Origin of the sequence: Aeromonas sp. HMWF017 (assembly GCF_003061465.1) — a bacterium.
Taxonomy (GTDB): Bacteria; Pseudomonadota; Gammaproteobacteria; order Enterobacterales; family Aeromonadaceae; genus Aeromonas; species Aeromonas veronii.
Genome location: NZ_QAJD01000077.1, coordinates 1 through 13,212, shown reverse-complemented (window position 1 = coordinate 13,212; position 13,212 = coordinate 1). Strand labels below are relative to the sequence as shown.

Annotated in this window: 13 protein-coding genes; 11 read left to right on the top strand and 2 right to left on the bottom strand. The window is 60.3% G+C overall.

Translation table 11 applies throughout. The features are described from left to right. A partial coding sequence (locus DBR30_RS07635) for an amidohydrolase family protein (protein ID WP_258224334.1) occupies positions 1 to 909 on the bottom strand: 909 nt, incomplete at its 3' end. Positions 910 to 989: 80 nt separating this feature from the next. Here DBR30_RS07635 and DBR30_RS07630 point away from each other — a divergent pair. After that, the gene (locus DBR30_RS07630) at positions 990 to 1,865 is read left to right on the top strand and encodes a 6-pyruvoyl trahydropterin synthase family protein (protein ID WP_181363521.1); all 876 of its coding nucleotides are present in this window, start codon (positions 990 to 992) and stop codon (positions 1,863 to 1,865) included. Positions 1,866 to 1,936: 71 nt separating this feature from the next. Here DBR30_RS07630 and DBR30_RS07625 read toward each other — a convergent pair whose 3' ends face one another. Further along, complete coding sequence (locus DBR30_RS07625) at positions 1,937 to 3,949, bottom strand: methyl-accepting chemotaxis protein (RefSeq protein ID WP_108541941.1); 2,013 nt, start codon at positions 3,947 to 3,949, stop codon at positions 1,937 to 1,939. Positions 3,950 to 4,201: 252 nt separating this feature from the next. Here DBR30_RS07625 and hinT point away from each other — a divergent pair, with 252 nt between their 5' ends. The 10 genes from hinT to DBR30_RS07575 form a co-directional block, all read left to right on the top strand. Continuing rightward, positions 4,202 to 4,552, top strand: a complete 351-nt coding sequence (hinT, locus tag DBR30_RS07620; RefSeq protein WP_005334033.1) for a purine nucleoside phosphoramidase — start codon at positions 4,202 to 4,204, stop codon at positions 4,550 to 4,552. Beyond that, positions 4,552 to 5,988: a COG3014 family protein gene (locus DBR30_RS07615; RefSeq protein ID WP_181363520.1), complete on the top strand. Its 1,437-nt coding sequence runs from the start codon at positions 4,552 to 4,554 to the stop codon at positions 5,986 to 5,988. Before hinT ends, DBR30_RS07615 begins: the two co-directional genes overlap by 1 nt. 83 nt (positions 5,989 to 6,071) lie before the next feature. After that, a complete protein-coding gene (locus DBR30_RS07610; protein WP_005334038.1) occupies positions 6,072 to 6,470 on the top strand; it encodes a YcfL family protein in 399 nt (132 codons plus the stop codon). Then, positions 6,470 to 7,066 (top strand): penicillin-binding protein activator LpoB, encoded by a 597-nt coding sequence (gene lpoB, locus DBR30_RS07605; protein ID WP_005334041.1) that lies wholly within the window; start codon positions 6,470 to 6,472, stop codon positions 7,064 to 7,066. The genes DBR30_RS07610 and lpoB overlap by 1 nt, the downstream gene beginning before the upstream one ends. Beyond that, positions 7,056 to 7,901, top strand: a complete 846-nt coding sequence (locus DBR30_RS07600; protein ID WP_108541943.1) for a choline/ethanolamine kinase family protein — start codon at positions 7,056 to 7,058, stop codon at positions 7,899 to 7,901. The genes lpoB and DBR30_RS07600 overlap by 11 nt, the downstream gene beginning before the upstream one ends. Positions 7,902 to 7,904: 3 nt before the next feature. Continuing rightward, positions 7,905 to 8,762, top strand: a complete 858-nt coding sequence (locus DBR30_RS07595) for a DUF6279 family lipoprotein (RefSeq protein WP_108541944.1) — start codon at positions 7,905 to 7,907, stop codon at positions 8,760 to 8,762. Positions 8,763 to 8,858: 96 nt separating this feature from the next. Further along, complete coding sequence (locus DBR30_RS07590; RefSeq protein ID WP_005334044.1) at positions 8,859 to 9,293, top strand: hypothetical protein; 435 nt, start codon at positions 8,859 to 8,861, stop codon at positions 9,291 to 9,293. A 158-nt stretch (positions 9,294 to 9,451) separates the two neighbouring features. Further along, positions 9,452 to 11,254 (top strand): protein translocase subunit SecD, encoded by a 1,803-nt coding sequence (gene secD / locus DBR30_RS07585; RefSeq protein ID WP_108541945.1) that lies wholly within the window; start codon positions 9,452 to 9,454, stop codon positions 11,252 to 11,254. A 150-nt stretch (positions 11,255 to 11,404) separates the two neighbouring features. Next, positions 11,405 to 12,322, top strand: coding sequence for a protein translocase subunit SecF (gene secF / locus DBR30_RS07580; protein ID WP_181363519.1), 918 nt, complete (start codon positions 11,405 to 11,407; stop codon positions 12,320 to 12,322). 288 nt (positions 12,323 to 12,610) lie between these two features. Next, positions 12,611 to 13,212, top strand: a 602-nt coding sequence (locus tag DBR30_RS07575) for a sugar phosphate nucleotidyltransferase (RefSeq protein WP_181363518.1), incomplete at its 3' end; no start/stop codon positions are given.

Below are 13,212 nucleotides of genomic sequence, written 5' to 3'. Positions count from 1 at the left end.
GTTGCGTACCGCATCCAGCAGCGCCTGCTGGTCGGCAGCACTCTTCACCGCAGGGTTGCACTTGATCAGGCTGCCCTGGGTCTCGTAATCGGCTTCATTGAAGAAGAGGTGGTGAACGCACACCTCGGCGGTGATGTTCTTGTCTTTCAACTCGCTCAGATCGTGGCTGGCGGTAAATAGCGACAGCTCCTTGGCCGAGGTCAGATGCAGCACGTGCAGCTTGGCACCGTATTTTTTCGCCAGCGCCACCGCCATGCTAGAGGATTTGTAGCACGCTTCGTCGCTGCGAATGCGGCCGTGCTCGCCCATCGGCACATTCTCGCCCCACTTGGCCCGCGCCGCCTCTTCGGCCTTGGCGATGGTCGGAGTGTCTTCGCAGTGGGTCACGATCATCACCGGACTTTCGCGGAAGATGGCCGCCAGGGTCTCCTGATTGTCCACCAGCATGTTGCCGGTCGAGGAGCCCATAAACACCTTGACCCCGCAGGACTGCTTGGGGTCGAGACGCTTGATCTCTGCAAGGTTGTCGTTGGTGGCTCCGAGATAGAAGCTGTAGTTGGCGACGGAGGAGTTGGCAGCGATCTGGTATTTGGCTTCGAGGGCGTCGAGGGTGGTGGTCTGGGGATTGACGTTGGGCATTTCCATGAAACTGGTGGTGCCACCGGCGACGGCGGCGCGGGATTCGCTGGCAATAGTCCCCTTGTGGGTCAATCCCGGCTCCCGGAAGTGGACCTGATCATCGATCATTCCGGGGATAAGGTGGCGACCTGCGGCATCGATCACCAGCGCATCGGGCGCCTCGATATCCGGGGCGATGCGGGCAATCCGTTCCCCCTCGATCAACACATCGGAGGCATAGATACGGCCTTCGTTGACCAAGGTGGCATTCTTGATAAGCAGTTTGTTCATGGGGGGTTCCAGTTCCTTTGCCGATAATCGCGGGTCATAATAGCGCAAAACTGCCCTTTCTCTGTAGCAAGGCCTGACTGATGAAGTTATTTGTAAGAGATTTGACCGTGATCGACTCCAGCTACCTGTGCGAACGCCGCGGCATGGTGGGTGAGAGCTGGCTGGTAGATATCGAAATGAGCGGTGAGCTCAACGAAATGAGCATGCTGCTGGACTTTGGCCGGGTAAAGAAGCTGATCAAGTCGATCATTGATGAAGAGGTGGACCACAAGCTGCTGGTGCCGACCGAGTGCCCGCTGATCCACGTCGAGACACTGGATGGTGACGAAAGCACAGTGGATCTGCTGCGCCCGGGGCGCTCCATCCATCTGCGCTGCCCATCCCAGGGCTTCGCCTTTATCCCGGCCCCGCAAGTTGATAAAGAGTCGGTGACCCGCTACCTGCTGGCGGTACTGGCCAAACGGCTGCCGGGCAATATCAAGGATCTCTCCCTGACCCTGCGTCAGGAGGCGATCACCGGTGCCTTCTACCACTACAGCCACGGCCTGAAAAAGCACGATGGCAACTGCCAGCGTATCGCCCACGGCCACCGCTCTCCCATCGAGATCCACGTCGATGGTGAGCGCGACCAGGAGCTTGAGCTCAACTGGGCCGAACGCTGGGGCGATATCTACCTTGGCACCGAGGAGGACAAGGTGGCGCTGACCGAGCTCGCTTTGAGCCCCCGCGCCAATGCCCAGCTTGGCGAGCATCACACCGGCTTCAAATATGTGGCGCCGCAAGGGCTGTTCCAGCTGGCCATCCCCAGCGCCGAGGTGGAGATGATCGACACCGACACCACGGTCGAGCTGCTGGCCTGCTATATCGCCCGCGAAGTGAAGAAGATGGTGGGCGACAAGTTCGTCAAGATTGTCGCCTATGAAGGGGTCGGCAAGGGCGCGATTGCCTACGCCTGATCCCCTTGCCACTACCGTAATAAAGAGAAGGCCCCGCATCTGCGGGGCCTTGTTGTTTCAACTCTCGACCATCAGGCGCTGAGGCGGAAGCGCTTGACCAGGCTCTCCTGCTGCTCGGCGAGGGAGTCCAGCTGCTGGCTGGTCTCGGCCACCCGCTCGATCCCCTGGTAGTTGAGATCCGAGATATCGGAGATGCGGTTGAGGTTGGTGGCGATATCGGCGCTGGTCGCCTGCTGCTGCTCGGCGGCAGAGGCGATCTGGCTCGACATGTCGCTGATCAGCACCACAATCCCCTGCACCTCCTCCATGGCGTTGTTGGCGTGGGAGCTCTGATCCACGCAACTGTCCATCTCGCGGGAACACTCCTGCATCACGGTTACTGCTTTGGCAACCCCCTGCTGCAGGTTCTCGATCATGGTCTGGATCTCGCTGGTGGATTGCGCGGTGCGGCCCGCCAGACTGCGCACCTCATCCGCCACCACCGCAAATCCACGCCCCTGCTCGCCGGCCCGCGCCGCTTCAATGGCAGCGTTGAGGGCCAGCAGGTTGGTCTGCTCGGCAATGCCGCGAATGACATCGAGGATGTTGCCGATCTGGCTGCTCATGGCGCTCACATCACCAATCACCTTGCCGGTCTGTTGCAGCTTGCCCGCCAGTTGATGAGTGGTGGTGATATTGCCTGCCATCACCTTGCGCCCCATCTCGGAGGCCTTCTCCACATCCTGCACCCGCTCCAGGGTCTGGTTGGCGGCCTGCGCGACCTCCCGCACCGAAGCTTCCATCTGGGTCATGGCGGCGGCGACCGAGGCGGTCTCCTGCCGCTGTTTCTCCAGATCCGCCCGCACTGATTCGGTGGTATGGCGATTGCCGTGGGCGGCATCGTTAAGCTGGGCAGACGCTTGTGAAAGCTGTGCCAGCACCTCACCCATCTGGGCAATCAGCAGGTTGATCTGGCTGCCCAGCTGACCAAATTCGTTCTTGCTCTGAAAACCGATGCGCTGGGTCATGTCGCCCTGAGTCACTTCAGTCAGCACCCGCAGCAGTTCCCTGAGCGGACGGCGAATGGCCTTGCCCAAGGTATAAGCCACCAGCATGGCGATCATGATGGCGACGACGATGCTGGTTCCCTGGGTCAGGGTGCTCTGGCTCTGTGTGGCTTTGGCGTGCTGAATGCTTTGACTCATCAGCTGCTGACTCTGGCCGGTGATCCGCTCAAGCCGGTTCTGGATCTCGACGATGAGAGCGCTAGCCTGCTTGCTCTTCTCCCGCATCTGCTCCTGCTGCTTCATCAGCGCCAGATATTGGGAGAGCACGCCTTCGCTTGCGGTGGTGTCGCGCACAAAGCCGTGAACATAGTGACCCATGTCGTTTTCGAAGTTCTTCAGCTCCCCCTGCAGATCCTTGATGGTGCTGTTGAACCCCTCGATCTGCATCTTGTTGCGCTTGAGCGCCCCTTCGATGGGGGCCGGAATGGTCTGATTGAGGGCGTCCATGGTGGAGAGTTCGATAGCGGAAAGCTTGGTGGTCAGGGTCTCGGAGAGCATCTTGATAAAGCTGTCGTCGATGGTGACCATCATGTCACCCAGACTCTTCTTGAACTGGGGCAGACTGACCTGAAACTGCCCCTTGGCCAGATTGACCTTGTGCAGCCGGGTGAGCAGCGCCTCATGTTCGCCTGGCAGGGTATCGGTCAGTTGCAGGTAGCTGTCGACCTGCTGGCTGAGGCTGCTCATCTCCCCTTGCAGTTCGGGGTGGTGGGCCACCTGCTGGCGCAAGACGTCGAGGCTCTTGCCCACCGCAGCCTTGGCCTGTTTCAGTTCGGCCACTTCGGCCGGCAGCTGTTTGGGGTCCTGCTCGGTGAGCACATCCCCCAGCCACTTGTTGGCGCTGAGCAGGGTGATCTGGGTCTGACTGCTGGCAATCACCAGCGGCATAGACTGCTGGGTAACCTGCTCCAGCGCGTTCCCCAGGGTCTCCTGACTACGAAATGTGAGCAGTGAACTGGCCACCATCACGGCCACCAGGATCGCGAAGCCAAGGTAGACTCGCTGCAAGATGGAGAGATCCGACATTGTTTGTTTCATTATTGTCCCGCTGTATATGCAAAAGTCCCTTGCCTGAGTACCCCGTCCTTTTGATACCCTGCAGACCCCCCTGAACAGGCGCTGCAGATGACGTCCCTCTGGCTATCGGTATTTTTAACAATAACTGAAGGGAATGGGACATCAGCTGTGTCAAATGTCGGCTTGTGTCACACTTGGCGTGCTGCTCGCCCCCCTTTCGGGAGCCGCTTGGGGTTCTAGTTCAATTTTCTGTTTCATATAAGGGAGTTAGCCATGGCGCAAGAAACCATTTTCAGCAAAATCATCCGTAAAGAGATCCCCGCCGACATCCTTTATCAAGACGATCTGGTCACCGCATTCCGGGATATCCAGCCCAAGGCCAAGACCCATATTCTGATCATCCCCAATGTGCTGATCCCCACCGTCAATGACGTGGAAGCCGAACATGAACTGGCCCTTGGCCGGATGTTCACCGTGGCCCGCAAACTGGCCGCCGAGGCTGGCATCGCCGAAGATGGCTACCGCCTCATCATGAACTGCAACCGCCACGGCGGGCAGGAGGTCTACCACATCCACATGCATCTGGTCGGTGGCCAGCCGCTGGGACCGCTGCTCAGCCTGTAATGAATCGCAACGCCTCAACCTGCCGCAGCGCCCTGTTGCTCTGCGGCGCCCTGCTGTTGCTGGGAGGCTGCGCCTCCCGCTGGCAGGATATGTTCGTCTCCTACTCCGATCAGATGGTGCCCCTGCGCAACCAGCTGCTGCTGGGCCATGCCGCCGAGGCGCTGCCCGAAGTGCGCGACTCGACCCTTGGGGATGACACCTTTGTGCTGGATCGGCTCGAACAGGGGCGCATTGCCTGGCTGGCGGGTCAGGATGCGGGCAGCAAGCAGGCGTTCACCGCCGCCGACAGCCGCCTTCAGTGGGAAGACAATCAGGCCGAATACCGGCTGAGCCACGGTCTGGATCAGGTGGGCAGTCTGCTCACCAACGACCAGTCGATGGCCTATCGTACTCCCGATTACGAACGCACCATGCTGCACCACTATCTGGCCCTCAACTATCTGCAACGGGGTGATGCCGAGGGCGCCCTGGTGGAGGTGCGCCGGGCCAATCAGGTGCAGGAGCAGGCCCTGAAACGGCGAGCCGATGAGGTGCGCAAGGCGAAGGATGAGAGCGAAGAGGCCGAAGCAGAAGGCGAGATGCGCCAGCTGATGTCGCGCGGCGCACCGGATCTCGACCGGTTGATCGGCAAGGTCAAAAACGGTTTTCAGAACGCCTACACCTTCTATTTTTCCGCCGTGCTCTATGAGGCGGCCGGGGATCTCAACGATGCCTGGGTCGACTATCAGCGCGGCTACCAGATAGCGCCGGACAACCGCAGCCTGCAAGATGCCTTGCTGCGTCTGGCGCGGCTGCGTGGCTCACCGGACGAGATCCGCGAGACCGAGAAAAAGATAGGCCGCAAAGCACCGCCGCTTGAAAAAGATCAAGGCCAACTGGTGGTGCTGTTTGAAGATGGTTTGATCCCGGCACGGCGCGAACTGTTCCTGCCGCTCCCCATCTCCACCTCCCGCGGCGATTTTCGCACCTTTACCGTCGCCATCCCCTATTACGATAATCGGGCCAGCGACACCGGCCCGCTGACGGTGGAAGTCGGCAAGCGGGCCTGGCAGACCAGCGAGCTGGTCAGGCTGGAAGCGCTGGCCGCCAAAGATCTGCAGGAGCGGCTGCCCGGCATGCTGACCCGCCAGGCGCTGCGACTGGTGGCCAAGGAGCAGATGCGCCGCACCGCCGCCAAAGAGGGAGGGGATGTGGGCAATATTCTGGTGGGGATCTTCAACACCCTCTCGGAGCGGGCCGATACCCGCAGCTGGCTGACGCTGCCAGCGCAGGCATCGAGCTGGCAGGGAATGGTGCCGGCAGGTGACATCAATCTCACCCTGGGCGCAGGGGCGGCGCAGCGGCAATTGCCGCTCACCATCCACAAGGGACGCACCACCCTGGTCTGGGTACAGCGCCTCGGCGCCGGTCTGACCACCCGGGTGATGCCGCTCTAAGCAGATGGCGAAGAGAGATGAGCAAGACAATTAACCGGGCAGGCTCACACGCGGCCCCACTCACCCCGATTAAGGAGAGCAAGATGAAAGCATACGGGTTGGCCCTCGGGCTCGCGCTGCTGCTGACCGGCTGCGCCACCAACACCTCCGGCGTGGCGCTCTATGGCCCGGCGGGCGGTGCACCGACGCTGGAGCAGCATCAAAACGTCAACGTTACCCTGACCGAGCTGAGCCGCCGCCAGCAAAATGGCCTGCTGCAAGTCAATGTGGCCGCCGCCAGCACCCAGCGCGGCGATAACAAGCTGCAATATATCTTCTATTGGTATGATGAGGCCGGTCAGGAGGTCGCCAGCGATGGCCGCGGCTGGACCCCCATCAAGCTGCATGGTTATCAGACCCGCACCCTCTCGGCCCTGGCGCCCAGCCCGGCGGCGCAGGGTTACCGGATTTACGTACGCGAAGTGATTGAGGAATCCTACTGATGAAAATGAATCATGCCCTGCTGATATTGACCTCTGCATTGCTCTTGGGCGGCTGCTCCAGCACCACCGTCAGCTATGGCGATCCTACTGAAACTGAAACCGTCACCGTCGATTACGGCTCAAGCGATCTGCAGGCCATCGCCGACAAGATGGCGGACTCCATGCTCGCATCCCCTGCCACCAGCGAGATCACCGCAGGCGGTCGTCCGGTGATGTTTATGGACTCTATCCGCAACAAGACCTCCGAGCACATCGATACCGAAGCCATCACCGATACCATCCGCACCAAGTTGCTGCGGGCTGGCAAGTTCCGCTTCGTCGACATGAGCAAGGTGGCCGCCGTCAAGCAGCAGCTCGAATACCAGCAGAGCAGCGGCATGGTGGATCCTGCCTCCATGGTGCGCCTGGGCAAGCAGACCGGTGCCCGCTACATGGTCTATGGCAACCTCGCCAGCATCGTCAAAGACAATGGCAAGGTGAAGGATGTCTACTACCAGATGACCATGAACCTGATGGATCTGCAAAACGGCGAACTGCTGTGGGCCGATCAGAAAGAGATCCGCAAGCAGGCGAAGAAATCCACCTTTGGCTGGTAACAGGCTCCCGCAGACAGGCAACCGTGATCCGCTACTGGCCAGCCTGCCCGCCCCCTGGCGGGAGGGGCAGCTGGAACCACTCGGGTTAGGCCTGACCAACTGCAACTATCGACTGCGCCTCCCCTCGGGGCGCAGTTACTTTTTGCGTCAGGGCCACTCCGACCCGATGCGCCTTGGCATCGACCGCCCCACCGAGTGGCAGCTTTATCAGGGGGCGATAGCCGAAGGACTAGCGCTGCCTTGCCACTATGGCGATCCCGCCAGCGGTCTGATGCTGCTCGAATGGTGCGATGAGCCAAACTGGGTACACGCGGCGCCACCGGCAGCCGATCAGCCCCGTCTGCTGGCGGAGGTGCTGCGCAAGCTCCATCGCCTGCCGCTGCCTGCGGTGGTGATGGCGGTGCGAGCCCACGCCGCAGGCTATCGCGCCCGACTGGCCCACATTCCCTCCTGGCTGCCCGCCCTGGAGCGGGGCTTGCTCGCCAGCAGTGAGCCAAATGATTGCTGGCGCCCTTGCCACCATGATCTCAATCCGGCTAACTTGTTGGGAAGCAAACCCTGGGTCATCGACTGGGAGTATGGCGCGGCAGGTCACCCCGGCTTTGAGCTCGCCAGCATCCAGCGCACCCATGAATGGCCCGCCGAGCGACGCGACGAGCTGGAAGCGCACTATCTGCAGGCCGTGCCGCGCCACCAGTGGCCCGATTTTCAGAGCGATGCATTTTTACCCTGGGTCGACTATATCGGCCTGCTCTGGGCCCTGCTGATGGCAGAGCAACAGCCCTCACTCGACTATGACACCCTGATCGCCATCAACCGGCAACGACTGGAGTAACAGATGATAAACAAGGTGCGCTGGCACAAGCCAAAAAGCTGGGGTCTGCTGCTGATCGGCCTGCTGCTGACCGGCTGCTCCACCCGGGTGATCTACTACTGGCTCGATACCGCCATCATCTGGCAGCTGGATGACTACTTTGCCCTCTCCTATTCGCAGAAGGATCTGCTCAGCCGCGAAGTGAAGGGGCTGATGGCCTGGCACCGCCAGCACGAGCTGCCTCGCTACGCCAGGGATCTCGATGCACTGGCCAAGGCGGTGGCCAGCCCCATGACGCCGGAGCAGATCTCGACCAACCTAGATGCGGTGCAGCAGAGCCTGACCCGCACGCTGGAAAATACTATCCCCCGCGCGGTCAGGCTGGCGCGCACCCTGACCGATGAGCAGGTGGCCCGCTTTATGACCGATCGGGTCAAGCGGCAACAGGAGCGGCAAAAGGACTTTGCCACTGAGCCCAAAGAGCAGATGCTGGCGGAGTTTCGCGACAAGATGAACAAGCGGCTCGAGTTCTGGATTGGCGAGGTGAAACCGGCACAGGCGCCACTGGTGGCCCAGTGGGCCGAATGGCAATACGAGCTGATGCCCCCCTGGCTCGAGTTTCAGGAGTCCTGGACCCAGGAGCTGGACAGGTTGATGAAGCAGCGCCAGAGTCCCGACTTTACCCGCGAACTGACCGACCTGCTGGCCGAGGGGGATGGGCTGATGGATGGCCGCTTTACCGGCTATACCGAACAGTCGCGCCAGCGTACCGTCAACTGGCTGAGCGCTATGAGCCAGTCGCTGGATATCTCTCAGCGGGCCCATCTCTACTCCCTGCTCAAGGGTTATGCACGCGACTTCAAGCAGATGAGCGGCAGCTGACGAGCGGCACCGAATGGTGCCATGCGCCTAGGGCTACCTTGTTCAAACCGGGCGCTTATGGTAGTTTGCCCTTTCTATTTATCGGGAATTAACTTTTTGCGCCTTATCGACAAAGTAAAACTGGTGCTGGTAACTCTGGTTATCGCCCTCACCCTGCTTTGTTCCATCGCCCGAATGGAAGGCCCGCTGCTACCCGCATCTCCCCAGAGTGAACAGCAGCAGACTCAGGTGTTCAATCAGCTTAGCGACAGCGATGATGGCATCATCAAGTTTGTCGGCAGCCATCAGAATCACCTGCTGCGTCTCGAACAATCCCTGCGCAGTGACAACCAGCCCAAGAGTGTGGTCTACGAGCTGATCCAGAGCTGGTCGGCCCAAGCCATCCTGCTGTTGCTGCTCGGCTGGCTGATGCTGGCACCCGAGCTCTATCACAAACAGAGTTTTCGCGATCGCTTTGGCGCGATCCACCGACGCCATCTGCAGCGCCAACATCTGCAATACCGCTTCACCCAGAGCTATCTGAGCGCCTGACCCCGGAGGGGCTGGCACATCCACTGTTTGCTCATCTCCTCTTCCTGACGGATCCGGCAGCTGCATGATCCGCATCTGATGCATCCCATTTTTTGCGCCTTGCCGAGCCTTGTTGCTATCGGCCCAGGCACCATTCTCCTGACAGAGGCTTGTTTGCCATGAGAAAGAGCAATCGCACCGTTCTCAACCGCATGAGCAAGTGGCAGTACGCCCTGCTGCTGTTGATGCTGTTGACCTTTACCTTTTACTCCCTGCCCACCTTTTTCGGTGAGCAGCCCTCCCTCGGCCTGCACGGACAGCAGCGCCTGACCACCCAGCAGCAGATGTTGCTGAGCGACAAACACCTGACCCCGATCAAGGTCATTGAGCAACCCGAGCGGGTCGAGCTGGTCTTTGCCAGTCAGGGCGAGCAGCAGCGCGCCAAGCAGTTGCTGGAGCAGCAAGGGGTCGACAGTGCTGCCCTGACACTGGAGTTTCACTCCAACGCGCCAGCCTGGATCACCCGCCTCGGCGCCGACCCCATCAAGCTGGGGCTCGATCTGCGTGGCGGCTCCCAGCTGCTGATCGGGGTGGACGTGGACTTTGTCATCGACAATCAGACCAAGAATTTGGTGGATACCCTGCGCACCCGCTTCCGTGAAGCCAATCTGCGCGGCGCCAGCGTCACGCGCAGCGCACAGGGCGCCGTAGCCGTCACCCTGCCGGAGGTCGCCGAACAGGAGAGCTGGCTCGCCATCATCAAGGAGAGTGCCGGTACCCGTCAGGATCAGTGGAAGCTGACCCGCTCCGGCAATGATCTGAAACTGGTGCTGAGCGAGACGGAGCGTACCCTGCTGGTCAACAACGCCGTGACCCAGAACCTGTCGATCCTGAAAAAACGGATCAACGAGCTCGGCATCGTCGAAGCCTCGGTGGTGCGTCAGGGGCAGGATGGCATCCGTATCGAACTGCCCGGGGTGCACAACCCCAAGCAGGCGAAAGAGGTGATCGGGGCCACCGCCTCGCTGGCCTTCTACGAGGCCAAGGCCGACAGCCACTTCTATATCGCCGATCGCAACGGTCAGGCCGTAGGCATGGCACGCAAGCCGGTGCTGACCGGCGAGCACATCGTCGATGCCCGCGCCAATATGGGCGAAATGGGTCAACCCCAGGTCAATATCGTGCTCGATACCCTGGGTGGCAGCAAGATGAACCAGTTCAGCCGCCAGCATGTGGGCAAGCCGATGGCGACCGTCTTCACCGAGTACAAGACCAACGCTCAGGGCAAACTGCGCGCCCAGAGCGAGGTGATCAACGTCGCCACCATCCAGACCGCCCTTGGCAACCAGTTCCGCATCACCGGCATTGGCAGTCTGCCGGAAGCTCAGGAGCTGGCCATGCTGCTGCGTGCCGGCGCCCTCACCGCCCCTCTCAAGATCCTGGAGGAGCGCTCCATTGGCCCGACGCTGGGGATGCAGAATATCGAGGCGGGCTTCACCGCGCTGGCCTTCGGCATGGCAGGCATGATGCTGTTCATGATGGCCTGGTACCGCAAATTCGGCTGGGTTGCCATCACGGCGCTGGTCGCCAACCTGTTGATGCAGGTCGGCATGCTGGCAGTGCTGCCGGGCGCCGTGCTGACCCTGCCGGGGATCGCCGGTCTGGTGCTGACGGTGGGCATGGCTGTGGATACCCATGTGCTGATCTTCGAGCGGATCAGGGACCGGCTGCGAGAGGGGGGCTCATTGGCCAACGCCATCGACTTTGGCTATCGCTCGGCCTTCCACACCATTTTCGATGCCAACATCACTACGCTCATCTGCGCCGTGGTGCTCTACTCCATCGGCTCCGGGCCGCTGCAGGGCTTCTCCATCACCCTCATCCTGGGTCTGCTCTCCAGCATGATCACCGGGATCTGGGGGACACGCGCCATCATCAACCCCCTATGGGGACGCAGCAGCGAGCGCACGCTGAAGGTGTAACGGGACAGCAGTCCCTCTGATGAGCGGCTTTGGCTGCGCCATCGGCCATGGATATGGCCGGGGCGGCCAAAGCAGAACACTATTTCCCGGCGTGTCGCGACACGTCGTGATGGGCCAACAGCCTGATGCTAGCTGGCCAAGGAGAGAATTATGTTGAGAATGATCGTTGCCATGGGGTTGACCCGTTGGCGTTATATCGGCCTGTGGGCTTCCATCCTGCTGACCGTGGCCAGCGTCGCCATCTTGCTGGTGAACGGCCTCACTCTGGGGCTCGATTTTACCGGCGGGATCCTGCTGGAGTTTCATATCCAGACCCTGAAAGAGGCCCATGAGCTCAATGCCATGCTGGTCTCCCCGCTGGCGGGAGCCATTGAGCTGAGCTCGGCCGGTATTCCCGGCGAGTGGCTGATCAAGCTGCCCCCCCACGAACTGCCCTGGCCCGCGGCAGATCTCGCCACCATGCTGACCCAGCAGTTGGGGATGCCGGTCGAGTTGCTGCGCACCACCATCGTCGGTCCTCAGGTGGGTGCCGAGCTGTTCCAGCAGGGGATGCTGGCGGTGCTGGTCGCTTCGCTGGCGATGTCGGCCTATCTGGCATTTCGTTTCGAGTGGCGTCAGGCCATCGGCATCCTGCTCTCGGTAGTGCATGACGCCATCGTAGCGCTGGGGCTGCTGTCACTCTTTCAGATCGAATTCGATCTGAACATCATCGCCGGTTTGATGGCGGTGATCGGCTACTCCCTCAACGACAGCATCGTTATTTCGGACAGGTTGCGGGATCTGCTGAGCTCGCGTACCCAGATGGGGATCCACGAGTGCTCCGATGTGGCCATCAAGGCGACCTTCAGTCGCACCATGATTACCTCGGGCACCACCCTGTTTACCGTGGGAGCTCTGTTGCTGTTTGGCGGTGACGCCCTCTACGGCTTCTCCTTCACCCTGTTTGCCGGGATCCTGGTAGGCACCGTCTCCTCCATTACCGTCGCCTCGACCGTGCAGGAGCTGCTTGGGCTCACCCCTCAGGCCTATCAGAAAAAGAGCGAGGAGCCACTGGCCAACGCAGCCTGAACCTTGTTAATCAGACCCGGCTCACCGGGTCTCAACGAACCGGGCCCCTGCCAACCATTGGCAGGGGCTTTTTCATCCCTCCTCTCGGTCTCTCACCGCCCCTTTTGGTACTCGGCTCGCTTCAATTGACAACTGACCATATTGAAAGCAATGACGGATCAACCCGTCATTTTTAATAACAAAAAGGTCATTTTATTACGTCAGAAACCATAAAATGTGACTGAAAGCACTTTCTTGAGGGCTCAAAGGAGGCAACATTGTAGTGATTTATCTACAAAGGGATATGAGATGTTGTTACAACCTGCCAATACAGCAAAATCCAGACAGTTGCTGAACGAGACCATGGCTTTGGTACTCGCAGGAGGGCGGGGTAGTCGCCTCAAACAGTTAACCGACAACCGTGCAAAACCTGCCGTTCATTTCGGCGGCAAATTCCGCATCATCGATTTCGTGCTCTCCAACTGCATCAACTCCGGCATTCGTCGGGTCGGTGTCGTGACCCAGTACAAATCCCACAGCCTGTTGCGACATCTCCAATCGGGCTGGTCTTTCCTGCGCTACCAGATGAACGAGTTTATCGATCTGCTCCCTGCCCAGCAGCGGGTGGATGAGGTGAACTGGTATCGGGGTACCGCCGATGCGGTCTACCAGAATCTGGATATCATCCGCGATCACGCCCCCAAATATGTGGTGGTGCTGGCAGGCGACCACATCTACAAGATGGATTACGCCGCCATGCTGCTCGACCACGTCAATATGGGCGCCAAGGTGACCGTTGCCTGCATCGAGGTGCCACGCAGTGAAGCAAGCGCCTTCGGGGTAATGGCGGTGGATGATGATCGCAAGATCAATGCCTTCGTCGAAAAGCCTGCTAACCCGCCCGCCATGCC

What these genes read in the sequence shown, in the direction of transcription:
- DBR30_RS07615 (WP_181363520.1), top strand. Translation starts at nt 4,552, where the DNA reads ATGAATCGCAACGCCTCAACCTGCCGCAGCGCCCTGTTGCTCTGCGGC.
- secD (WP_108541945.1), top strand. Translation starts at nt 9,452, where the DNA reads ATGAGAAAGAGCAATCGCACCGTTCTCAACCGCATGAGCAAGTGGCAG.
- DBR30_RS07630 (WP_181363521.1), top strand. Translation starts at nt 990, where the DNA reads ATGAAGTTATTTGTAAGAGATTTGACCGTGATCGACTCCAGCTACCTG.
- DBR30_RS07625 (WP_108541941.1), bottom strand. Translation starts at nt 3,949, where the DNA reads ATGAAACAAACAATGTCGGATCTCTCCATCTTGCAGCGAGTCTACCTT.
- secF (WP_181363519.1), top strand. Translation starts at nt 11,405, where the DNA reads ATGTTGAGAATGATCGTTGCCATGGGGTTGACCCGTTGGCGTTATATC.
- hinT (WP_005334033.1), top strand. Translation starts at nt 4,202, where the DNA reads ATGGCGCAAGAAACCATTTTCAGCAAAATCATCCGTAAAGAGATCCCC.
- DBR30_RS07610 (WP_005334038.1), top strand. Translation starts at nt 6,072, where the DNA reads ATGAAAGCATACGGGTTGGCCCTCGGGCTCGCGCTGCTGCTGACCGGC.
- DBR30_RS07595 (WP_108541944.1), top strand. Translation starts at nt 7,905, where the DNA reads ATGATAAACAAGGTGCGCTGGCACAAGCCAAAAAGCTGGGGTCTGCTG.
- lpoB (WP_005334041.1), top strand. Translation starts at nt 6,470, where the DNA reads ATGAAAATGAATCATGCCCTGCTGATATTGACCTCTGCATTGCTCTTG.